At 68.3% G+C, this 19,663-nt stretch carries 19 protein-coding genes and 1 pseudogene; 8 read left to right on the top strand and 12 right to left on the bottom strand.

Annotated features, from left to right (window positions below; all coding sequences use genetic code 11):
- Positions 1 to 177: 177 nt before the first annotated feature.
- Positions 178 to 663 (bottom strand): hypothetical protein, encoded by a 486-nt coding sequence (locus V3B64_RS16165; protein WP_019337023.1) that lies wholly within the window; start codon positions 661 to 663, stop codon positions 178 to 180.
- A 159-nt stretch (positions 664 to 822) separates the two neighbouring features.
- Between V3B64_RS16165 and V3B64_RS16170 the strand changes: the two genes are divergently transcribed.
- Positions 823 to 1,785 carry a pyridoxal-phosphate dependent enzyme gene (locus V3B64_RS16170; RefSeq protein WP_329914472.1) on the top strand — a complete coding sequence of 321 codons (963 nt, stop codon included), beginning with the start codon at positions 823 to 825 and terminating at the stop codon, positions 1,783 to 1,785.
- Positions 1,770 to 2,414, top strand: coding sequence for a YdcF family protein (locus V3B64_RS16175; RefSeq protein WP_032127185.1), 645 nt, complete (start codon positions 1,770 to 1,772; stop codon positions 2,412 to 2,414). Before V3B64_RS16170 ends, V3B64_RS16175 begins: the two co-directional genes overlap by 16 nt.
- Positions 2,415 to 2,619: 205 nt before the next feature.
- Here V3B64_RS16175 and bioC read toward each other — a convergent pair whose 3' ends face one another.
- The 5 genes from bioC to bioB form a co-directional block, all read right to left on the bottom strand.
- On the bottom strand, positions 2,620 to 3,504 hold the full coding sequence (gene bioC / locus V3B64_RS16180; protein WP_049400863.1) for a malonyl-ACP O-methyltransferase BioC: 885 nt from the start codon (positions 3,502 to 3,504) through the stop codon (positions 2,620 to 2,622).
- A gap of 12 nt (positions 3,505 to 3,516) precedes the next feature.
- Positions 3,517 to 4,296, bottom strand: a complete 780-nt coding sequence (locus V3B64_RS16185; RefSeq protein WP_329914473.1) for an SDR family oxidoreductase — start codon at positions 4,294 to 4,296, stop codon at positions 3,517 to 3,519.
- Between the two features lie 29 nt (positions 4,297 to 4,325).
- The gene (gene bioH / locus V3B64_RS16190; protein WP_329914474.1) at positions 4,326 to 5,105 is read right to left on the bottom strand and encodes a pimeloyl-ACP methyl ester esterase BioH; all 780 of its coding nucleotides are present in this window, start codon (positions 5,103 to 5,105) and stop codon (positions 4,326 to 4,328) included.
- 17 nt (positions 5,106 to 5,122) lie between these two features.
- The gene (gene bioF, locus V3B64_RS16195) at positions 5,123 to 6,346 is read right to left on the bottom strand and encodes an 8-amino-7-oxononanoate synthase (RefSeq protein WP_329914475.1); all 1,224 of its coding nucleotides are present in this window, start codon (positions 6,344 to 6,346) and stop codon (positions 5,123 to 5,125) included.
- A gap of 67 nt (positions 6,347 to 6,413) precedes the next feature.
- Positions 6,414 to 7,457, bottom strand: a complete 1,044-nt coding sequence (gene bioB, locus V3B64_RS16200) for a biotin synthase BioB (RefSeq protein WP_049412416.1) — start codon at positions 7,455 to 7,457, stop codon at positions 6,414 to 6,416.
- A 131-nt stretch (positions 7,458 to 7,588) separates the two neighbouring features.
- Here bioB and V3B64_RS16205 point away from each other — a divergent pair, with 131 nt between their 5' ends.
- From V3B64_RS16205 to V3B64_RS16230, 6 genes and pseudogenes are all read left to right on the top strand, one after another.
- Positions 7,589 to 8,161 carry a hypothetical protein gene (locus tag V3B64_RS16205; protein WP_201117595.1) on the top strand — a complete coding sequence of 191 codons (573 nt, stop codon included), beginning with the start codon at positions 7,589 to 7,591 and terminating at the stop codon, positions 8,159 to 8,161.
- Positions 8,158 to 8,727 carry an HAD family hydrolase gene (locus V3B64_RS16210; RefSeq protein WP_329914476.1) on the top strand — a complete coding sequence of 190 codons (570 nt, stop codon included), beginning with the start codon at positions 8,158 to 8,160 and terminating at the stop codon, positions 8,725 to 8,727. The genes V3B64_RS16205 and V3B64_RS16210 overlap by 4 nt, the downstream gene beginning before the upstream one ends.
- Before the next feature lie 119 nt (positions 8,728 to 8,846).
- A pseudogene (locus tag V3B64_RS16215) lies at positions 8,847 to 10,194 on the top strand (chloride channel protein).
- Between the two features lie 84 nt (positions 10,195 to 10,278).
- Positions 10,279 to 10,974 (top strand): ComF family protein, encoded by a 696-nt coding sequence (locus V3B64_RS16220; protein WP_329893912.1) that lies wholly within the window; start codon positions 10,279 to 10,281, stop codon positions 10,972 to 10,974.
- A gap of 58 nt (positions 10,975 to 11,032) precedes the next feature.
- Positions 11,033 to 11,584 (top strand): HdeD family acid-resistance protein, encoded by a 552-nt coding sequence (locus V3B64_RS16225; RefSeq protein WP_049461697.1) that lies wholly within the window; start codon positions 11,033 to 11,035, stop codon positions 11,582 to 11,584.
- On the top strand, positions 11,581 to 12,051 hold the full coding sequence (locus tag V3B64_RS16230) for a hypothetical protein (RefSeq protein WP_329914477.1): 471 nt from the start codon (positions 11,581 to 11,583) through the stop codon (positions 12,049 to 12,051). Before V3B64_RS16225 ends, V3B64_RS16230 begins: the two co-directional genes overlap by 4 nt.
- A gap of 51 nt (positions 12,052 to 12,102) precedes the next feature.
- Here V3B64_RS16230 and V3B64_RS16235 read toward each other — a convergent pair whose 3' ends face one another.
- The 6 genes from V3B64_RS16235 to V3B64_RS16260 all read right to left on the bottom strand — a co-directional run bounded on the left by V3B64_RS16235 (position 12,103) and on the right by V3B64_RS16260 (position 19,420).
- On the bottom strand, positions 12,103 to 13,881 hold the full coding sequence (locus tag V3B64_RS16235) for an MFS transporter (RefSeq protein ID WP_329914478.1): 1,779 nt from the start codon (positions 13,879 to 13,881) through the stop codon (positions 12,103 to 12,105).
- A gap of 168 nt (positions 13,882 to 14,049) precedes the next feature.
- A complete protein-coding gene (nagA, locus tag V3B64_RS16240; RefSeq protein WP_329914479.1) occupies positions 14,050 to 15,177 on the bottom strand; it encodes an N-acetylglucosamine-6-phosphate deacetylase in 1,128 nt (375 codons plus the stop codon).
- Positions 15,174 to 15,950, bottom strand: coding sequence for a DeoR family transcriptional regulator (locus V3B64_RS16245; protein ID WP_014038836.1), 777 nt, complete (start codon positions 15,948 to 15,950; stop codon positions 15,174 to 15,176). Before V3B64_RS16245 ends, nagA begins: the two co-directional genes overlap by 4 nt.
- A gap of 33 nt (positions 15,951 to 15,983) precedes the next feature.
- Positions 15,984 to 17,318: a D-tagatose-bisphosphate aldolase, class II, non-catalytic subunit gene (locus V3B64_RS16250; RefSeq protein WP_329914480.1), complete on the bottom strand. Its 1,335-nt coding sequence runs from the start codon at positions 17,316 to 17,318 to the stop codon at positions 15,984 to 15,986.
- Positions 17,319 to 17,334: 16 nt separating this feature from the next.
- On the bottom strand, positions 17,335 to 18,273 hold the full coding sequence (locus V3B64_RS16255) for an ROK family protein (RefSeq protein WP_065723643.1): 939 nt from the start codon (positions 18,271 to 18,273) through the stop codon (positions 17,335 to 17,337).
- Positions 18,266 to 19,420 carry an SIS domain-containing protein gene (locus V3B64_RS16260; protein ID WP_329914481.1) on the bottom strand — a complete coding sequence of 385 codons (1,155 nt, stop codon included), beginning with the start codon at positions 19,418 to 19,420 and terminating at the stop codon, positions 18,266 to 18,268. Before V3B64_RS16260 ends, V3B64_RS16255 begins: the two co-directional genes overlap by 8 nt.
- Positions 19,421 to 19,663: the final 243 nt, after the last annotated feature.

A 19,663-nucleotide genomic window follows, 5' to 3' on the forward strand; every position in this document is an offset into this window, starting at 1 on the left:
GTCTGTTTTCAGAGGTGCCGACATCCGACAGGGCCGGAACAGGGGGGATCCAGATGTTCCTGTCGGATATCGACGTAGAGCTTTTTGCGGCGGCCCGTGTCGTTTTTGTCACTTTGTGACGCGGGCCGTCACTGTCCGCGTAGATTGCGGCTTAGACCGTGTGAAATGCAAGACGGTTCAGCGCTCAACTGTGCGCTGCGTCGCACGATCCATGTTGCGCCAGGGGGAACCGTTCATCCTCGGCGCACTCGGTGCCGGTGCCGGACGGGCCTGCGGCGGGGGCGCCGACGGCTGGGCGTTCGATTGCGGCGGGCGGCGCATGGAGTCCATGTTCCGCCACGGCGAACCCCCGTTGTACGACGGACGCGACGGCGGCGGCGGACGGTGCTCGCCGCCATTGCCCGGACGCGGCGGCGGGCGGTGGTTGTGCGGCGGACGGTAGATCGGGCGCGAGTAATACGGGTTGCCGTAGCCGCCGTAGTAGCCGCCATAGCCACCGTAGTAGGGGCCGTAGTTGTAGGGATAGCCGGCCGGGTAGCGGTATTCCACCGACGGCGCACCGTGGTAGTAGCTGCCGCTGCGGCCGCCGCCGACATAGTCGTAGGTGGTGCAGCCGGTCAGGGCCAGCAACAGGCCACCGGCAAGCATCAGGCGCATTTTCATGGTGGGTCCCCCCAGAGGACGGGTGTGCAGTCAGCTTCGGGCGCAAGCGTTGAATCGGCCCTTAATTCCGTCGGCCAGGATGAATGGAGGCGTAGGGCTGCATGCTGGCATGACCTGTGTCCCGGTCGCCAGCGCGGGGGCATACGTTAATCTTGCGTCATGAGCGATTCACTGTTGCCCCGCGCCGACGACGTCCTGCTTGCTGCCGCGAGGATCGCCCCGCATGCCAGCGTGACCCCGGTGCTGCGCTCGCACACGCTCGATGCGCTGGCCGGGGCACAGCTGGCGTTCAAGGCCGAGCACCTGCAGCGTGGTGGTGCGTTCAAGTTCCGCGGTGCCTGCAACGCGGTGTGGTCGCTGGAGGCTGATTCCGCCAGTGCCGGCGTGGTCACCCACTCCTCTGGCAATCACGGCGCCGCCCTGGCGCTGGCCGCACGTACCCGGGGCATTCCCTGTCACGTGGTGGTGCCGGAAGGTGCGGTGGCGGCCAAGCTGGCCAATATTGCGCGCCATGGCGCCACGCTCTGGCACTGCCCGCCGACCATTGCCGACCGTGAGGCCACCTGCGCCAAGGTGCAGGCCGACACCGGCGCGACCCTGGTGCATCCCTATACGAATCCGGCGGTGATGGCCGGGCAGGGCACCGCCGCCCTGGAACTGCTGCACAGCGACGGCCCGTTCGACGTGCTGGTGGTGCCGGTGGGCGGCGGCGGCCTCGCCAGCGGCACTGCGCTGGCGCTGCAGCTCGCCAGCCCGCAGACCCGTCTGGTGCTGGCCGAGCCGGCCGGTGCCGACGATACCGCGCGCTCGCTGGCCGCCGGCGAGCGCCAGGACGCGTTCACCCCGGACACGATCTGCGATGGCCTGCGTACCCTGATCGGCGCGCCCAATTTCGAATTGCTGCGCGCGGCCGGTGCCGAGGTGATCGTGGTCGATGACGCGGCGACGATGGCCGCGATGCGCCTGCTGTGGGAGGTGCTCAAGCAGGTGGTCGAGCCGTCCTCGGCCACCGTGCTGGCTGCGGTGCTGGCGCAGCCGCAACGTTTCGCCGGACTGCGCGTGGGCCTGGTGCTGTCCGGCGGCAACGTCGACCTGCCAGCGCTGCGCTGGGGCGCGCCGTGAGCCGCGACCGGCAGCGGCCTCGCACCGGCCTGCTGGGCTGGCTGTGGCGGCTGTTTGTCCTGCTGGTGATCTGGCTGCTGGGCGTGACTGCCTGGATCGTCTGGGTCGGCGAGCGTGACCAGGCCGCCAAGGCCGACGCCATCATCGTGCTGGGTGCGGCCGCCTATGACGCCAAACCGTCACCGGTGTTCGAAGAGCGTATCCGGCATGGGCTGGACCTGTACGAGGCCCAGTACGCGCCGCTGCTGATCTTCACCGGCGGCTACGGTGGCACCGGTGCGCGTTTTTCCGAATCGCAGGTGGCGCGGCGTTATGCGCTGAAACATGGCGTGCCGGACGATGCGATCCTGATCGAAACCGCCTCGCGCAATACCGTGCAGAACCTGGTTGAAGCCAAGCGGCTGATGGACCAGCGCGACCTGCACCGGGTGATCATCGTCAGCGATCCGCTGCACATGGCGCGCGCGCTGCGCCTGAGCAAGGCGCTGGGCATCGATGCGCTGGCCTCGTCCACGCCCAGCACGCGCTTCCGCAGCTTCCACACCAGCTGGCGCTTCCTGGTGCAGGAAATCTATTTCTTCCACCGTGACCTGGTGCGCCCGCCGCTGAGTTCGCCGGCCAATACCTGAGGCGGAAGCCTGCATTTGGGTGGGTGCCGACCTTGGTCGGCACACTGCTGGCGGCACCGCGATCTGATGGGGTGTGCCAACCAAGGTTGGCACCTACCGGAGCGATTCGCGTGCGGAGTGGCATGCGGTAGTGCCGGCCGCTGGTCGGCAGATGCCCAGCATGGAATCGTGAGGTTGCCCGCCAGCGGCCGGCACTACCGGACGATCAGGTCTGCTTGCGCCGGATCGGAATTGCCGACACCGGCACCGAGGCCACGTCATGCCCGCCTTCGCGGATCGGTGCGCCCGGGTCCGGTGCCCAGGCGTGCGCATAGATCACTTCCCAGCTGCTGGGCAGCTTGCCGTCGGCACGGCGCATCGGTTCATACGCCGCTGCCGCAGCGGCGAAACGGCCACGCCCGGTCAGCGTGTGGCGTCGGTCCACCCGTGCATTGGTCGCGCCCATCGCACGCAGTTCGCGCATCAGTGACGGCAGATCGTCGTAGGTCAGGGTGAACAGGTCGCGGTCCAGCACCGGGTCGCGGAAGCCGGCCATCATCAGCGCATCGCCGAATTGCGCGATCTGCGCGAAGCGGCTCACGTGCGGGCGGTCATCGGCGGCGGCGAATGCCTCGTTGAGTTCGATCAGGGTTTCCGGGCCGAAGGTGGAACACACCAGCAGGCCACCTGGCTTGAGCACACGGCGGAACCCGGCAAACACCGCCGGCAGGTCGTCCACCCACTGCAGGCACAGGTTGCTGAAGATCACGTCCACGCTGTTGTCGGCCAGCGGCAGCGCGGCGGCATCACCGCACAGGCGCTGGAACGGCTTCCACCAGCCGGCCTGGCGCTTGGCCTGGTCCAGCATCGGCAGCGCCACGTCCAGCGCGATCACCTGCGCCTTCGGCCAGCGCTTCTTCATCAACGCGCTGGCATGGCCGGTGCCGGCACCAATGTCCAGCACCACCTCGGGCTTGCGTGCCTCCAGGTAGTCCAGCGATTCGATCAGCCGCGACTGCACTTCGCGCTGCAGGGCGGCGGCGGCGTCGTAGCTGTTGGCGGCACGGGCGAACGCGCGGCGGACGTGGCGGGCATCGAAATGGGACGGCATTGCGAAAGTCTCTTAGAACGTACCGGGGTAGGCGCCGCCATCGATCAGCAGGTTCTGCCCGGTGAGGTAACCGGCCTGTGCGCTGCAAAGGAACGCGCAGGCGGCGCCGAATTCATCCGGCGTGCCGAAGCGGCCGGCGGGGATCTGCTGGCGGCGGCGTTCGGCCACTTCGTCGGCGTCGCCGTCCTTGCCCGCACTGTGGGCGAAGTTGGCGCGCAGGCGGTCGGTGTCGAACTGGCCGGGCAGCAGGTTGTTGATGGTGACGTTGTGGGCCACGGTGCGGCGCGACAGGCCGGCGACGAAACCGGTCAGGCCACTGCGCGCGCCGTTGGACAGCGCCAGGATATCGATCGGGGCTTTCACCGCCGACGAGGTGATGTTGACGATACGGCCGAAGCCGCGCTCGATCATCGCGTCGACGGTGGCGCGGATCAGCGCGATCGGCGCCAGCATGTTGGCGTCCAGCGCGGCAATCCAGTCGTCGCGCTCGAAGGTGCGGAAATCACCGGGCGGCGGGCCACCGGCGTTGTTGACCAGGATGTCCACCTGCGGGCATGCGGCCAGCGCCGCGACGCGGCCGGCTTCGGTGGTGACGTCGGCGGCGACCGCGCGCACCTCGGCGGCACCGGCCAGCGCGCGCAGCTCTTCAGCGGCGGCCTGCAGGGCGGCTTCACCGCGGGCCACGATCACCACGTTGACGCCTTCACGCACCAGCGCACGCGCGCAGCCCAGGCCCAGCCCCTTGCTTGCGCCGCAGACCAGTGCCCAGCGGCCATTGATACCCAGATCCATGCGTCAATCCTGCGGAATTCGGAAGGCGCTCATTGTCCGCCATCGGCCGGTGACAGGCCGGCAACGAAGTGTTGCAGGGCGGCGGCGACCTCGTCGGCATGGCCGAGGAAGGGCGCATGGCCGCCGTGGGCGATGGTCAGCGCCTGCCCGCCCGGGGCCAGTGCCGCGGCGGCCTGCATCGCCGCCGGAGACACCAGCCGGTCGCGTTGGCCGGCGATCCACAGGCTGGGTTTACCCAGCGTCGGCAGTGCGCCGCGCAGGTCGGTGCTTTCCAGCAGGCGCAGGCCCTCCAGCAGCGCGCGTTCGGTGGGTGCACCGCGCTCGACCAGGCGCTGGCGCAGCGTGCGCAGCTCCTCGCGGGCGTGCGCCGAGCCCATCACGTCCAGCGCCAGGAAGCGTTCCAGCGTGCCGCCGAAGTCGGTCGCCAGCTCGCGCCCGAACTGCTCGAACACGGCCGGTTCCACCGCGTCCGGCCAGTCTTCGCCACGCACGAAGCGCGGCGTGGCCGCGATCATCGCCAGCCCGCGCACCTTTGGCAGCGTCGCGGCAGCATGCAGCGCGAACAGGCCGCCCAGCGACCAGCCGCACCACACCGCCGGCGGCGTGGCCGCAGCAATGGCATTGACCACGAACGGCAGGCGCAGCGGCGTGGTGTCCTCGCGGCTGTGGCCATGGCCGGGCAGGTCTACCAGGTGCAGGGTGAACTGGTCCGCCAGGCGCTGCACCAGTGGTGCGAACACACCGCCCTGCAGGGCCCAGCCGTGGATCAGAACCAGGTCCGGCCCACGGCCGGTCACTTCAATATGCATGGGGAACTACACGGAACTCAGGCAAAAGCGGGCAGCGGCGGTGGCGCGGCTTCACGCACGGCCAGGGTCACGCGATCGCGCGCGCTGGCGATGGCCTCCACCAGGCCACGCACCTGTTCCGGCGTATGCAGCGCGGACAGGGTGACGCGCAAGCGTGCCTTGCCTTCCGGCACCGTCGGTGGGCGGATTGCGCCGACCAGCCAGCCGGCCTGTTCCAGCGTCGTGGACATCGCAACGGCGGTATGGTCATCGCCGCACAGCAGCGGCTGGATCGGCGTTTCCGAAGCCATCAGGTCCAGCCCATGGCGACGCGCTTCGCTGCGGAACAGCGCGATCAGGTCGGTCAGCTTGGTGCGGCGCCAGTGGTCGCGACGCGCCAGGCGCACTGCTTCCAGTGCAGCAGCGGCCATCGCTGGCGGCACCGCAGTGGTGTAGATGTACGGGCGTGCGGTCTCGGCCAGGTGCTCGATCAGGTCGTCACGGCCCAGCACCAGTGCACCGGAACCGCCCAGTGCCTTGCCCAGCGTGACCAGTTGCAGCGGTACGTCGTCCACGCCCAGCCCGGCGGCGGCCACGGCACCACGGCCATCACCGACCACGCCCACGCCGTGCGCGTCATCGACGTAGAACAGCGCCTGCTGCAGGCGTGCCACAAGCGACAAAGCGCGCAGCGGTGCGATGTCGCCATCCATGCTGAAGACACCATCGGTGGCCAGCATCGCCGCGCCATCGGGCGCGTGCTTGAGTTGACGCATCGCGCCTTCCGCATCCAGATGCGGATAGCGGCGCAGGCGTGCACCGGCCAACCGCGTCGCATCGAGCAGGCTGGCGTGGTTGAGCTTGTCCTGTACGCAGACATCGTTCTCTTCGCTCAGCAATGCCTGCTGCACCGCCAGGTTGGCGGCGAAGCCACTGCCGAACAGCAGCGCACGCGGATAGCCCAGCCACTCGGCTACTTCGCGTTCCAGCGCTTCGTGCAGGACGTGGTGGCCGCAGACCAGGTGCGAGGCACCGGCGCCAGCGCCTTCGCGCGCGGCGGCGTCCTGCAGCGCATTGACCACGCTGAACTGCTGGGCCAGGCCCAGGTAATCATTGCTGCAGAAGCCGGTCAGCCACTGGCCGTCCACTTCCAGGCGCACGCCATCACGACGGCTGACCGTGCGTCGAGGGCGGCGACGGCCTTGGGCATCGCGCAGGGCGCGTTGGGCGTGGAGGCGGGCAGTCAGGTCGGGGCGGGCCATGGTGGCTGAATGCGACGACGGGGCGGCTAGGGTAGCGCGTTGCCGCGACGCCTGCTTGCGGCCCGTCTCAGGCCGCGTGAGCGCAGCCACAGCCGGGCGTATCGGCACTGATATCGGCGTGCACGGTGCCGCCGTGGTCGTGGCCCTCTGCATCTACCTGCACCGCCATCGGTTGCAGGCCCAGGCGTGCGAACAAGGCCAGGTCGCGTTCGCTTTCCGGGTTGCCCGTGGTCAGCAGCTTGTCGCCATAGAAGATCGAATTGGCACCGGCCAGGAAGCACAGCGCCTGCAGTTCGTCGCTCATCGCCTCGCGCCCGGCGGACAACCGCACCATCGAGCGCGGCATGGCGATGCGCGCCACCGCGATCATGCGCACGAACTCGAACGGATCCAGCTCGGCACTGCCATGCAGCGGCGTGCCCGCCACCTGCACCAGCTTGTTGATCGGCACCGAATCGGGATGTGCCGGCAGCGTGGCCAGCGCCAGCAGCAGGCCGACGCGCTGCGCGCGCGTCTCGCCCATGCCGACGATGCCGCCGCAGCAGGTCTTCAGGCCGGCATCGCGCACGTGCTCCAGCGTATCCAGGCGGTCCTGGTACTGGCGCGTGTGGATGATCGAATCGTAGTAGTCCGGCGCGGTGTCGAGGTTGTGGTTGTAGTAGTCCAGGCCGGCGTCCTTCAGCGCACGCGCCTGCTCGCCACTGAGCATGCCCAGCGTGGCGCAGGTCTCCAGGCCCAGCGCCTTCACCCCGGCGATCATCGCCGCCACCTTCGGAATGTCGCGGTCCTTCGGCGAACGCCACGCGGCACCCATGCAGAAGCGCGACGCACCGGCGGCCTTGGCCTGGCGTGCCTTGGCCAGCACCGCATCGGTCTCCATCAGCTTCTGCGCGTTCACCCCGGTGCTGTAGCGCTGCGCCTGCGGGCAGTACGCGCAGTCTTCCGGGCAGCCGCCGGTCTTCACCGACAGCAACGTGGAGACCTGCACCTGCGAGGGGTCGAAATGCTCGCGATGGACCGCTGCGGCGCGGAACAGCAGCTCGGGGAACGGCAGATCGAACAGCGCCTGCAGTTCGTCGTGTTGCCAGTCGTGGCGGATGGCAGCAGCCATGGCGGGACCTTGGGTACGAGTGGAGCGAGGGCGGCAGTGTGGGTGGGTGTGCCTGGGCTGTCAACCATTGTTGATTTAAATTGGTTTACGGAGTTCGTGCCTAGAATGGGGCCCCAACGCAAAGGACGGCCATGAACGCTGCATCGATCACGCGCGCTGCGGTTGCCGTAGTGGCCCTTGCCCTGGGACTGGCAGCAGCGGCTGCCTGCGCGGCCGAGCCGACTGCTGCGGAGATTGACGAAAACTCCCGCGTCCGTGAGGCGATCTTCCGTGGCGAGCAGGGCGGCCCGCAGCTCACTGATTACCCTGTGGCGAAGGTCTACTGCGGACCTGCCGCTGCGCTGGACATGAGTACGCATGAGGCGCGCATGTTCAAGACGCGGATGTCCGCCGCATTGAAGGACGGCAAGATCGAGTTCGCCGGCGAGTACACCGTGGCCGGCTGGGGTTGCGGCACGGGGTGCTTCTCGCAGACCTTCATCAGCCTGCGCACCGGCAAGCCGCTGCCGCAGAGCCTGGGTGGGGAACTCGGCCCGAACATCGTCAGGATCGATCCGCACAGCGCGCTGGTGGTGGCCGAAGGCACCGAGTACGACAGCAACTACGACAGGACCGGTCACTACGCCTACTTCTATGTGCTGGAAGGGCATGCGTTGAAGCTGATCCGGAAGGTAGCGGTGCCGGAGGCTTTGGAAGAGGAATGAGTATGAAACCGGATGTAATGCCGCCAGGTGGAAAACTGCTGGTACTCGACCTGGACGAGACGTTGGTGCACGCAAGCGAGCGCGAACTGGAGCGGCCGGCGGACTTCCGCCTTGTCGGCTACCACGTCTACCTGCGGCCTCACCTGCAGGCGTTCCTCGACTATGCCTTCGCCCACTTCACGGTGGGGGTGTGGACGTCTTCCGGGCAGTTGTATGCGGAGCCGCTGGTGGCCCGCCTGATGCCGGGCCGCCCGCTCGCATTCCTGTGGTCCGCGCAGCGATGCAGCACGGCGCGCGACTGGGACACTGGCGGCTATGCGTCGCAGAAGCGGCTGGGCAAGCTGAAGCGACACGGCTTCCGGTTGGAGCAGATGATCGGTATCGACGACACGCCCAGCAAGTACGCCAGAAACTACGGAAACCTGGTCGAGGTGCGCGAGTTCACCGGCGATGTGAGCGATGATGAGTTGGCACATCTGCCGCTCTATCTGGAATGGCTGCGGCAGCAGCCCAACGTGCGCAGCGTGGAAAAGCGCCGGTGGCGGGAGCGATTGCCCGCCCAGTAGTGCACGCACGCGGCAGGCTGCCGGGAGGATCCATGGCCGGGCATTTCACCGCATCCTGCAAGGCCTTCAGCCACAGTAGCCGCTGTCCGTCTTCCTCCGCAGCGTCCAGACTGCCCTGCATGACCGATCTCCATCGCCTCCGCGGCCGCATCACCGCGCTGGTTCTCAGCGAGGCCTGGCGCCGCCGTGCCGCGCTCTGGGGTGGCGCTGTGGCCGTGGCGCTGGTGGCCATCCTGTTTGCCAAGGCCAGTGACGCCGCCTTTCATGTATTCCAGCGGATCACAACGCACTCGCCGTGGTGGGCTCTGCTGCTCACGCCCGGCATCTTCGCGCTGCTGGCGTGGCTCACTTCCGGCGTGCTGAAGCCCACGCGGGGCAGCGGCATTCCGCAGGTCATCGCCGCGTTGGACAAGCCGGATGAGTCGTTCCGCAGGACCAATCTTTCGCCCGCGGTCTCGGCCGGCAAGCTGCTGCTGGCCTCGTTGTCGCTGCTCGGCGGCGCGTCCGTTGGCCGTGAAGGCCCGACGGTGCATGTGGGCGCCAGCCTGATGTACCTGTTCGGCCGCTGGTTCGGCTTCAAGGACCCGCGCGAGCTCTCGCACTTCCTGCTGGCCGGTGGTGCTGCCGGCATTGCGGCGGCGTTCAACACACCGCTGGCGGGTATCGTCTTCGCCATCGAAGAGCTCAGCGGCCGCTTCGAGCATCGCTTCTCCGGCACCCTGCTGACCGCGGTGATCGTCGGTGGCGTGGTGTCGCTGGGCCTGCTGGGCAACTACACCTACTTCGGTCATGTGAGCGCACGCCTGCCGCTGGGCCAGGGCTGGCTGGCGATCCTGCTGTGCGGCGTGGTGGCGGGCTTGCTGGGAGGCCTGTTCGCGCGTGCGGTGCTGGCCAGTGCGGCGGGTCGCCCGCGTTGGCTGGGCCAGCTGCGGCAGCGGCATCCCGTTCTGCTGGCTGCAGGCTGCAGGCTGTGGGCTGGTGGTGGTGGCGCTGGCTTTGACGTTCGGTGAAGGCGCGTTCGGCACCGGCTACGAGCAGGCGCGCAGTCTGGTGCAGGGGCAGGCGATGGTCGGTCACGAGTTCGGGTTGATGAAGCTGCTCGCGAACCTGGCGTGCTATGTGGCGGGCATCCCCGGTGGCCTGTTCTCGCCGGCGCTGGCGGTCGGTGCCGGACTGGGCCACAACCTGGCGGTCCTGATGCCGGGCGTGGACCCGCGCGCGTTCGTGCTGTTGGGCATGTGCGCCTATCTGACCGGCGTCACCCAGGCACCGCTGACTTCGGCGGTGATCTCGCTGGAGCTGACCGACAGTGGTGATCTGCTGCTGCCGATCCTGGCCACGGTGCTGATCGCGCGCGGCGTGTCCGGGTTGGTGTGCCGCGTGCCGATCTATCGTGGTCTGGCGGAGGTGTTGATGATGCCCGCCGTGGCGCCGTCGGATGCCGGGGATCGCGAACGCGCGCCCTGAAGGGCGCGCGGTAACAGATAGCGCTGACACTGCAGCACGCGGTCCGCTGATGGTGAAGCTGACGCAGCGATGGAAGGCTGGCGCATGCGCATCAACTTCCTGCACGCGGCAAGCACTGTCCCTCACGCGCTGCTTCGCGTTCTGCTGCCATTGCGTTGCCTGGTCTGCAACGGCCCCGGCCACGATGGGCTGGATCTGTGCGCCGCGTGCTATGCGGAACTTCCGTGGTCGGGCCGCGCCTGCCTGCGCTGCGCATTGCCGCTGCCCGACAACGCCCTGATCGTCTGCGGCAGCTGCCGCGAGGAAGCGCCACCGCAGGCCGCTACCCATGCCAGCCTGTTGTACCTGCCGCCGGTCGACCAGCTGCTGGTGCGCTACAAGTTCCATCAGGATCTCGCCGCGGGTCGCCTGCTGGCGCAGTTGATGCAGCGCGCACCGCCGCCGTGGTCATGCCTACCGCTGGTGCCGGTACCGCTGCACCGGCGCCGCCTGCGCCAGCGCGGCTACAACCAGGCCGCCGAACTGTGCCGCCTGCTGCCGATGCCGGTCTGGCAGGGGCTGTACCGGCGGCGGCATACCGCGCCGCAGTCTGAGCGTACGGCCGAACAGCGCAGGGAAAACCTGTTCGATGCGTTCGATGTACGTGGTCCGGTGCCGCCGCGACTGACCGTGGTGGACGATGTGATGACCACCGGCAGCACGGTGATGGAGGTTGCGGAGACGCTGCGGTGGGTGGGAGCGGACGAGGTGCGGGTATGGGTCTGCGCGCGGGCGCCGTGATCGCCCTCTTCATCCACAGGGGCTAGGATGAGCCCGGTTCCGGATCGAAGGAGTGGCCATGAATTCCCCCCTGTCTCCCTTGTTGTCGGCGGTTGGTCGTAGCTGGTGGATCCTGCTGCTGTATGGGCTGGTTGCGCTGGGCTTCGGCATCGTCGCCATCGGCTGGCCGCTGTCTGCAGCCATGGCATTGGCATGGACGCTGGGTGTGATGGCCATCGTTGAAGGTGTCATCAGCCTGTTCGCACTGGTCAGCGGCGGCAGCGGTGCCTCGCGTGGCTGGCTGGCGCTGTATGCCATCGCCTCGCTGGGTTTCGGCATCCTGGCGGTGATCAATCCGCTGGCCACCGCCAGCGTGCTGGTGCTGTTTCTGGCAGCGTGGCTGCTGGTGGCCGGCATCTATCGCATCGTGTTCGCGATCCGCGTGCGCAAGCAGATCCAGGGCGAGTGGCTGCTGATCCTCAGTGGCGTGCTGGCGGTGGTGCTGGGCGTCCTGTTCGCGGCCAACCCGTATGCGGGCGTGGCGGTGACCACGCTGTGGATCGGCATCGGCAGCCTGCTGTACGGGCTGTTGCAGGTGCTGGTGGCGTTCAAGCTGCGGAAGCTGAAGTGAGGGCTGCGCTTCCCCTGTTGCTGGGCATGGCGTTGACCCTGACCGGATGCATGCCGGGCGCCACACCCGGTGTCTTGGCAGGCAAGGATCATGCGCCACGCCCCGGCGTGGACGTGCGCCTGAGTGCGGTCGATGCGGCGGGCAAAGGTACGCCGGCGCAGTGGCAGGGCGAGACCCTGGCGCTGCGCGAGCCCCCGATTGCCGGCAGCGCGGATATTGCCGATGTGCGCTATGTGCTGGATGAAGGCAAGCAGCCGGGCCTGCAGATCCGCTATCGGCCGGAGGCGCATCAGCGCATCCACGATGGCACCGCGGCACTGGTCGGCCAGCGTGCGGCGATCAGCGTGGATGGCCGCGTGCTGATGGTGGCGACGGTGCAGGGGCCGTTCGGCGAATCGATGATGCTGAGCGGCTTGTCCAGCGTTGCCGAAGCGCGGGAGCTGGCCAAGCACATCACTGGCGAATGACGGGCGCGCCATGAACCCGCGCTGCGCGCGGAGGTCGACCAAAGTCGACCGCTACCGGGCGAAGCGGGCCTCGATCTCTTCCAGCGACTTGCCCTTGGTCTCCGGCAGCCAGAACGCGGCCACCAGGAAGAACACGAAGGTGCACGCCGCCCAGAACACGAACATGCTGGCGTAGCCATAGTGGCCCACCGTGGGCAGGAAGATCGCGGCGATAGTGGTCGACACGAACTGGTTGATCAGCAGCGCGATGCTCATGCCGTTGGAGCGGATGCGGTTCGGCATCAGCTCGGACAGCGCGAGCCACACGCAGACGCCGGGCCCGACCGCGAAGAACGCGACGAACACCAGGATGCAGGCGGCCACGGCCCAGCCGTGCGCCGGTGGCGGCACCGGGCCGATGCGCGCCTGCTCGATGCGCAGCGGAGCCTGCGCGGCCTTGGCCGGGTCGGCGAACGGATTCAGGTGCAGTTTGCGGAAGAACGCGCCGATCACGCTGTCCGGCTGCACGGTGCCAGCACGCTCGATGCGCAGCTCGCGGTCGGTCAGGTTGTCGCTGCGCAGGGCGCGCACATTGGTGAAGTCGCCGTAGGCGTAGGAGACGGTCAGCTGCATCGGTCGGCCCTGGCTGTCGATGCCATTGCTCAGGCGCTGCCACTGCGCATCATCCAGCACCAGCTGCAGGCCGTCGCCGCTGACCGCCGCCTGCAGCTGCGGCTGCACGTCGGTGCGGCCGCGTTCGGCCTGGAAGAAGAGGGTGGCGGCGGCCAGCAGGGCCACGCAGATGCCGCCACTGCCGAGCATCAGCAGGAACTTGCGGCCCTTGCGGTCGACCAGCAGCAGCGCGACCACGGTCATCACCGCATTGAGCAGCTTGATCGCCACATCGGCACCATTGGCCACCGAGCCGGACAGGCCGGCCTGGTTGAGGATGTTCACCGCGTAGGCCAGCACCGAGTTGATGCCGGTGGCCTGGGTGCAGGCCAGCACTACGCAGGCGAGCAGGAACGGCACCACGTAGCGGCGGCTGAGCAGCGGGTCGCGCTTGCCGCTGCCGCTGCTAGATTCCGGTGCCTGGATCTGTGCAAGCGTCGGCTCCACCTCCGAAGCGGGCAGCACGCGCTGCAGGCTGCGGCGCGCGTCATCGATGCGGCCGCGGCGCACCAGCCAGCGCGGTGACTCGGACAGCCAGAAGATGCCGGCGCAGAACAGCAGACCCGGCGCCAGGCAGGTCCAGAAGATGGTGCGCCAGGCGTGGTCCTTCACCGCAAACAGCTCCTGCGCCTGCTGCGCGACCGGCAGTGAGCGCACGGCTTCGGCGGCGGCATCCACGGCGTGGGCGTGGTACAGGCCGATCAGTGCCGCCAGCACCAGGCCGATGGTCAGCAGCAGCTGGAACATCGCCGCGCCACGCCCGCGTCGTTCGGGGCTGAGCACTTCGGCCAGGTACAGCGGAATCACCACGCCGATCAGGCCGCCACTGATGCCCTGCAGCAGCCGGCCGAGCAGCAGGGGCGTGTAGCCGGAGGCCAGTGCCATGATCGGGATCGAGGCGGTGAACAGCAGGCCGGCCAGCAGCATCGCACCGCGGCGGCCGATCAGGTCGGCGACCATGCCGGCGAACAGCGAGGACAGCACGCTGCCCAGCAGCACTGCCGCGACGACGAAGCCGAGCTGCTGGCTGCTGAGCTGCCAGGCGTGGCTGGCAGTCGCTTCAAGATAGGGCAGGGCGCCGGCGATGATGCCGATGTCGATGCCGTACAGCAGGCCACCGAGGCCGCCGATGAAGAGCAGGTAGCGTACGGGCCAGCGCGGAGCAGTGCTTGCGGTCATCGGCAGTTCCTGTGGTAGCGCCGGGCTATGCCCGGCGACGGTTCGTCGCAGATTGCTTTCTGTAGAGTCGAGCCATGCTCGACTGCTCTTCGTTCCGATATCGAGGTTCCCTGCACCGCGCGTTGCGCGGTGAGTCGAGCATGGCTCGACTCTACAAAAACGCAGATATCAGGCGTTTGCGGCGTTCAAATCAACTACGCGCCCGCCCACCACCACCTGCTGCAGGCGCAGTTCGGCGTCCAGCACCACCAGATCGGCGCGGGCGTCGGGCGCGATGCGGCCGCGATCGCCCAGGCCCAGGTAATCGGCCGGGAAGGTGGAAACACGTTGCGAGGCATCGGCCAGGTCCAGGCCCACACGCACCAGGTTGCGCAGCGCTTGGTCCATGGTCAGTGCACTACCTGCCAGCGAACCGGTAGCGAGGCGCACGCAGCCGCCACACTTGTGCACGCGCTGCTCGCCCAACGCGTACTCGCCGTCGGGCATGCCGGTGGCGGCAGTGGCGTCGGTCACCGCGTACAGGCGCGGAATCGCGCGCGCGGCCAGCCGGATCACGCCGGGGTGGATGTGCTGCAGGTCGGGAATGATCTCGGCGTACTGCGCATGTGCCAACGCCGCCGCTGCAATGCCCGGGCGATAGTGATCGACGCCGGTCATGCCGTTGAACAGGTGGGTGAAGCCGGAGGCACCGGCCTGCAGCGCGGCCACGCCTTCCTCATAGGTACCGGCGCTGTGGCCGAGCTGTACGCGGATGCCCATCGCCGAGAGCGCGGGAATCAGCGCGGTGTGCTCACCGATTTCCGGGGCCAGCGTCATCACCCGGATCGGTGCCAGCGCATGCAGCTGCTGCACCAGTGCCAGCGTCGCCTCGATCGTGCGGTTGGGCTGCGCACCCAGACGCTGCGGGCTGATGAACGGTCCTTCCAGATGCACACCGACGATGCTGGCGGCGTCGGCATCGGGTGTCGCCATGGTGGCGGCCACGCCCTGCAGCGCGTGCTCGATCTCGTCGAGCCCGGCGGTCATGGTGGTCGCCAGCAACGTGGTGGTACCGAAGCGCAGATGGGTGCGGGCGATGGTTCGCGCCACGTCGCCGCCCTGCATCAGGTCCACGCCGGCCGCGCCATGCACATGCAGGTCGATGAAGCCGGGCAGGATCACCGGGAGCTGCAGGTCGTCAGCGCCGCTGTGGTCATCCACCTGCAGCTGGCGCACCTGCGAATCGAAGTGGACGTGGCCACGCCGCCAACCCAGCGGAGTGAGGATGCGGCCATGCAGGGATCGGCTGTCGGTCATGCGGTGGGCTCGGCGATGATCACTTCGATGCCCAGCCGCTGCAGCCCCTCACGGGTTGCGTCGTCAATGCCGGCGTCGGTGATGATGGCGTGGATCTGATCCAGCAGGGCGATGCGATGCAGGCTGACGCGGCCGAATTTGGAGGCGTCGGTCAGCACCACGATACGGCGCGCACGCTCGACCATGCGATGGTTGAGGCGGGCTTCGGCTTCATCGTGGGTGGTCAGGCCGAACTGCAGGTCCAGGCCATCCACGCCCAGGAACAGGGTGTCGAAGCTGTACGAGTTGAGGCTGGCCTCGGCCTGGCTGCCCTGCAGTGACAGCGACTGCTGGCGCAGCAGCCCACCGGTCAGCAGCACGGTGATGCCGGCGGCATTGGCCAGTTCCCAGGCGATGTTCAGGCCGTTGGTCATCACCGTCACGTCGCGATGCGCGCGCAGGTGGCGGGCCAGGGTCATCGTGGTCGAGCCGGAATCGATGATGATGTTGTCGCCGGGCTGTACCAGGCGCGCAGCGCGCGCACCGATCGATTCCTTCAGCGGCAGGTTCAGCGCGTCCTTCTCGTGGATGTCCTGTTCCTGCGGCGGCGTGCGCACCAGGGTGGCACCGCCGTGGGTGCGGTTGGCCAGGCCCTGCGACTCGAAGTGGGTCAGGTCGGCACGGATGGTCACCGCCGACACGCCGAAGCGCTCGACCAGATCGGCCACCTGCACCGAGCCGTGCTCGATCAGCAGCTGCAGGATCTGTTGCCGGCGGGAGCGGGTGTTGCGCATGGCCATTCTCGGTTTCGCGGGAAAAGGTAAAGATTAGCCGTTCGCAGCAACGCCGGCAGCCGAGCCCGCGTTCTGCGTGCGGGGGCCGGCCGGGTTGGCGCTGCAGGCGCGGGCGTATTCGCCCAGGCACAGGCCGATACGGTGCTGCACCAGGGCGGTGGGGGTGTTGGCCAGGCGGCCCTCGCGCACGGCGCGGTACTGCTCCGGCAGGTACTGGCTGAGCAGCACCAGCGGCGGCGCATGCTGCTCCAGGTTGGCGAACAGGGTCTGCACCGCCTGCACCAGCGCCGGCTCGCCCCAGTAGTAGCGGCAGCGGTCGCTGAAGGAGTAACTGCGCAGCAGGCGCAGCGCCGCCTCATCGCCCTGGTAATAGGACTGCCAGTACTTCGGCTGCGCCACCATCACCTCGTCCAGCACCTGCGGCAGGCGCGAGCACTGTGCGGCCGGCAGCAGCTCGGCCTCGATCGCGGCCAGCGCGAACAGCGCTTCGCGGTAGGCGAAGGTGGCCGCCGGGCCGACCTTGAGGATGGCGAAGTGATCGCGCACCAGTGCATGCAGGCCGCTTTCGCGCTGGTAGTCGGTGGAATGCGCTTCGAACACGATGCGCGGCTGCTGTTCGAGGAAGCCGGCCAGCGTGCTGGCGGCGGTCGCGTCGTACTCGTGCACGCTGCTGTGGTCGAAGTCCACGCCCGGCTGCACCACCATCGCGATCACGCGCTGCCACGCGTCGCGCAGCTGCGGCGTGTCGAACGCCTGATGGTGGATGGCCAGGGTCTGTGCGGCGGCGGCCGGCGTGGTTACCTGCAGGCCTTCGGCCAGCGAGGCTTCGCCACCGGGAATCGGCACTTCGGTACCGATCACGTAGACCGGCGGCGGCAGGCCGTGCTCGGCGGCGGTACGTTCGGCGATCTCGGCCAGCTCGGCCGAACGCGCGGCGACGATGGCATCGGGCAGCGGCACCGGGTCATCGGCGCAGGACATGCTGCAGTCCAGGTGGATCTTGTGGAAGCCGGCGGCGACGTAGGCCTCGATCAGCACGCGCGCGTGGGTCATCGCTTCGGCGGCCGGGCGCTTCTGCCAGGCATTCGGGCCGAGGTGGTCACCGCCCAGGATCAGCCGTTCGCGCGGGAAGCCTTCCTCATCGGCCAGCGTGCCCACGTAATCGCGGTACTGCGGCGGGGTCATGCCGGTGTAACCGCCGAACTGGTCGACCTGGTTGGAGGTGGCCTCGATCAGCAGCACGGTGCCGTGTGCCAGCGCCACGTGCATGGCCGCGCGCAGCACCTGCTCGTTGCTGCAGCAGACGCTGTACAGGCCGACGTTGGCACCGGCGCGGTGGGAGGCAAGCAGGGTCTGCAACGGGGACATGGTCAGGCTCCGGACATCAGGAAAACGAGGGTTGGCAGGCGAGCAGGGCAGCACCACGTGCGCCACCGGCATCGCCGAAGCGTGGCGGCACGATCGGTGGCACCTGCACACCCTTGAACAGATGGGCGGCGATGGCGTCGGGCAGTTGCTGGTACAGCGGCGCGTACTGCGAAAGACCGCCGCCGAGCACGATCACGTGCGGGTCCAGCGCCAGCACCAGCGCGGCCAGGCTGTGGCCGAGCAGGTCGCGATGGATGTCCAGCGCCTTGCGTGCGCGGGCATCGCCGGCTTCGGCCAGCGCGATCACCGCGCTGGCGTCGGCGGCGCTGCCACCGAGATGGCGTTCGATCATCGCCACGCCACTGCCGGACACATAGCGCTCCACGCAGCCCTGCAGGCCACAGGCGCAGTCGATCAGCGGCAGGCCGTGGCGCTGCAGCAGATGACCGGGCACGCTCCAGTGGCCCCATTCGCCGGCCAGCCCGTTGAAACCGGACAGCAGGCGGCCGTGCAGGCAGAAACCACCGCCCGCGCCTGTGCCGAGGATGGCGCCGAACATGCTCGGATAGCCGTCGGCGGCACCGCCGTGTGCTTCCGACAGGGCAAAACACTGCAGGTCGTTGCCGAAATGCAGCGGCCGCTGCAGGCGCGCCTGCAGGTCGGCGGCCACGCTGTGGCCGGTCAACGCCGGCACGTTCGCGCTGAGCTGGCGGCCGCTGCGGCGGTCGCGCACGCCGGGCAGGGCGATGCCGATCGCCGCATCACTGCGGCCCAGCGCGGCATCGGCCTCGGCGACCAGGGTCACCACCGCCTGCAGGAAACCGTCGTAGTCGCCCTGCGGCGTGGCCACGCGGCGGCGCCAGGTGACCTGCATCGCCGCATCGCACGCCACCAGCTCGATCTTGGTGCCGCCGATGTCGATGCCGTAGCAGGCGTGGGCGATCAGCTCAGCCATGGTGGATGGTGACGCCCTTGACCACGCGGTTGACGGTGCCATCCGGGAACGGATTGTCCGGGGTCAGGCCGAGTGCGGCCGAGCGCTGCAGCGCGAACAGCTGCGCAAAGCCCAGCCACACCGGTGCCAGCCACGGATCATCCAGTGCCGGTACGGTGAGGGTGTACTCGTCGTCCGCACCGATGTCCGAATGCGGGCCGATCGCCAGTACCTGGCCGGCCACGCCATCGCGGCGCAGTTCTTCCAGCAGGTCCTGTTCGTAGCGGCGCGCCAACGGCTGCACGCTGCGCAGCACCACCACCAGGGTGTCGCCGTCCAGCGTCGACTTCGGGCCATGGCGGAAGCCCAGCGGCGTATTGGCCAGCGCCAGCACGCGGCCGGCGGTCAGTTCCAGCACCTTCAGCGCACACTCGCGTGCCAGCGCTTCCAGCGGGCCGCTGCCGAGGTAGATGATGCGGTTGAACGGGCGCTGTGCCAGCGCGGCCACCGGTGCATCCCACTGTGCCTGGCCTTCGCGGGCCAACGCGGCGATCTGCTTCAGGCGCGCCACGCGCGCATCCCACGGCGAACGATCGAACACGGTTAGCGCGGCCAGCAGCATGCAGGTCAGGCTGCTGGTCATGGCGAAGGCACGGTCGCAGCTGGCCGAGGGCATCAGCAGGGTGCAGGTATCGGCACGGCCGGCGCCACGTCGGGCCAGTTCGCCATCGGCATTGCAGGTGATGTCGAGGAAGCGCGCGTCGTCCACGTCGCTGCGCACGCGGTCGACTGCCGCCACGCTCTCCGGGCTGGAGCCGCTGCGGCCGAACGAGACCAGCAGGGTCGGGCGGTCGCGCTGCAGGTACAGCGCCGGGTGGGTCAGCAGGCTGGTGGTGTGCACCACGCGCACATCGGCTGGCCACTGCGCGTTGATCGCATCGGCCACCATCTCGGCAATGAAGCCGGAGCTGCCGGCGCCGGTGAACAGCACGCGCTGGTTGGGATCGTTGAGGCTGTCGCCAAGGAAGGCCTGCAGGCGGTCGCGGGCACGCGACAGGTCCTGTGCGAGGGCGTCCCACAGCGCGGGCTGCTGGGCGATTTCGGTAGCGGTATCGGCTCCGCCAAGGCGCTGCCAGGCGGACACATCGGAAAGCAGGGTGACGTCCATTCGGAGGTTCCAGTTGGGCCAGCGCACCATCTGTGTTTTCTTTCGAAATGTCAAACATCGAAAGTAAAAAGAAAGAAAATGGGGTGATGACTTTTCCCGCCGTGGAGTGCTCCGAAAAACGAAAGAACGAGCCGAATTCCGTATCGCACAATGCTTAACAGGCGCCTGCAAGCGCTTACACAAAGTATTGCGGCGCAACAACTTTCGTTTCAGTGGAATATATCTTCCTTTTTCCTTTCAATT

This window comes from Stenotrophomonas sp. SMYL86 (genome assembly GCF_036320025.1).
In the GTDB taxonomy this organism is placed as follows: domain Bacteria; phylum Pseudomonadota; class Gammaproteobacteria; order Xanthomonadales; family Xanthomonadaceae; genus Stenotrophomonas; species Stenotrophomonas maltophilia_A.

Excerpts from the sequence above, each read along its gene's own strand:
- V3B64_RS16165 (WP_019337023.1), bottom strand. The coding sequence starts at position 663 with ATGAAAATGCGCCTGATGCTTGCCGGTGGCCTGTTGCTGGCCCTGACC.
- V3B64_RS16170 (WP_329914472.1), top strand. The coding sequence starts at position 823 with ATGAGCGATTCACTGTTGCCCCGCGCCGACGACGTCCTGCTTGCTGCC.
- bioC (WP_049400863.1), bottom strand. The coding sequence starts at position 3,504 with ATGCCGTCCCATTTCGATGCCCGCCACGTCCGCCGCGCGTTCGCCCGT.
- V3B64_RS16185 (WP_329914473.1), bottom strand. The coding sequence starts at position 4,296 with ATGGATCTGGGTATCAATGGCCGCTGGGCACTGGTCTGCGGCGCAAGC.
- bioH (WP_329914474.1), bottom strand. The coding sequence starts at position 5,105 with ATGCATATTGAAGTGACCGGCCGTGGGCCGGACCTGGTTCTGATCCAC.
- bioF (WP_329914475.1), bottom strand. The coding sequence starts at position 6,346 with ATGGCCCGCCCCGACCTGACTGCCCGCCTCCACGCCCAACGCGCCCTG.
- bioB (WP_049412416.1), bottom strand. The coding sequence starts at position 7,457 with ATGGCTGCTGCCATCCGCCACGACTGGCAACACGACGAACTGCAGGCG.
- V3B64_RS16205 (WP_201117595.1), top strand. The coding sequence starts at position 7,589 with ATGAACGCTGCATCGATCACGCGCGCTGCGGTTGCCGTAGTGGCCCTT.
- V3B64_RS16210 (WP_329914476.1), top strand. The coding sequence starts at position 8,158 with ATGAGTATGAAACCGGATGTAATGCCGCCAGGTGGAAAACTGCTGGTA.
- V3B64_RS16220 (WP_329893912.1), top strand. The coding sequence starts at position 10,279 with ATGCGCATCAACTTCCTGCACGCGGCAAGCACTGTCCCTCACGCGCTG.
- V3B64_RS16225 (WP_049461697.1), top strand. The coding sequence starts at position 11,033 with ATGAATTCCCCCCTGTCTCCCTTGTTGTCGGCGGTTGGTCGTAGCTGG.
- V3B64_RS16235 (WP_329914478.1), bottom strand. The coding sequence starts at position 13,881 with ATGACCGCAAGCACTGCTCCGCGCTGGCCCGTACGCTACCTGCTCTTC.
- nagA (WP_329914479.1), bottom strand. The coding sequence starts at position 15,177 with ATGACCGACAGCCGATCCCTGCATGGCCGCATCCTCACTCCGCTGGGT.
- V3B64_RS16245 (WP_014038836.1), bottom strand. The coding sequence starts at position 15,950 with ATGCGCAACACCCGCTCCCGCCGGCAACAGATCCTGCAGCTGCTGATC.
- V3B64_RS16250 (WP_329914480.1), bottom strand. The coding sequence starts at position 17,318 with ATGTCCCCGTTGCAGACCCTGCTTGCCTCCCACCGCGCCGGTGCCAAC.
- V3B64_RS16255 (WP_065723643.1), bottom strand. The coding sequence starts at position 18,273 with ATGGCTGAGCTGATCGCCCACGCCTGCTACGGCATCGACATCGGCGGC.
- V3B64_RS16260 (WP_329914481.1), bottom strand. The coding sequence starts at position 19,420 with ATGGACGTCACCCTGCTTTCCGATGTGTCCGCCTGGCAGCGCCTTGGC.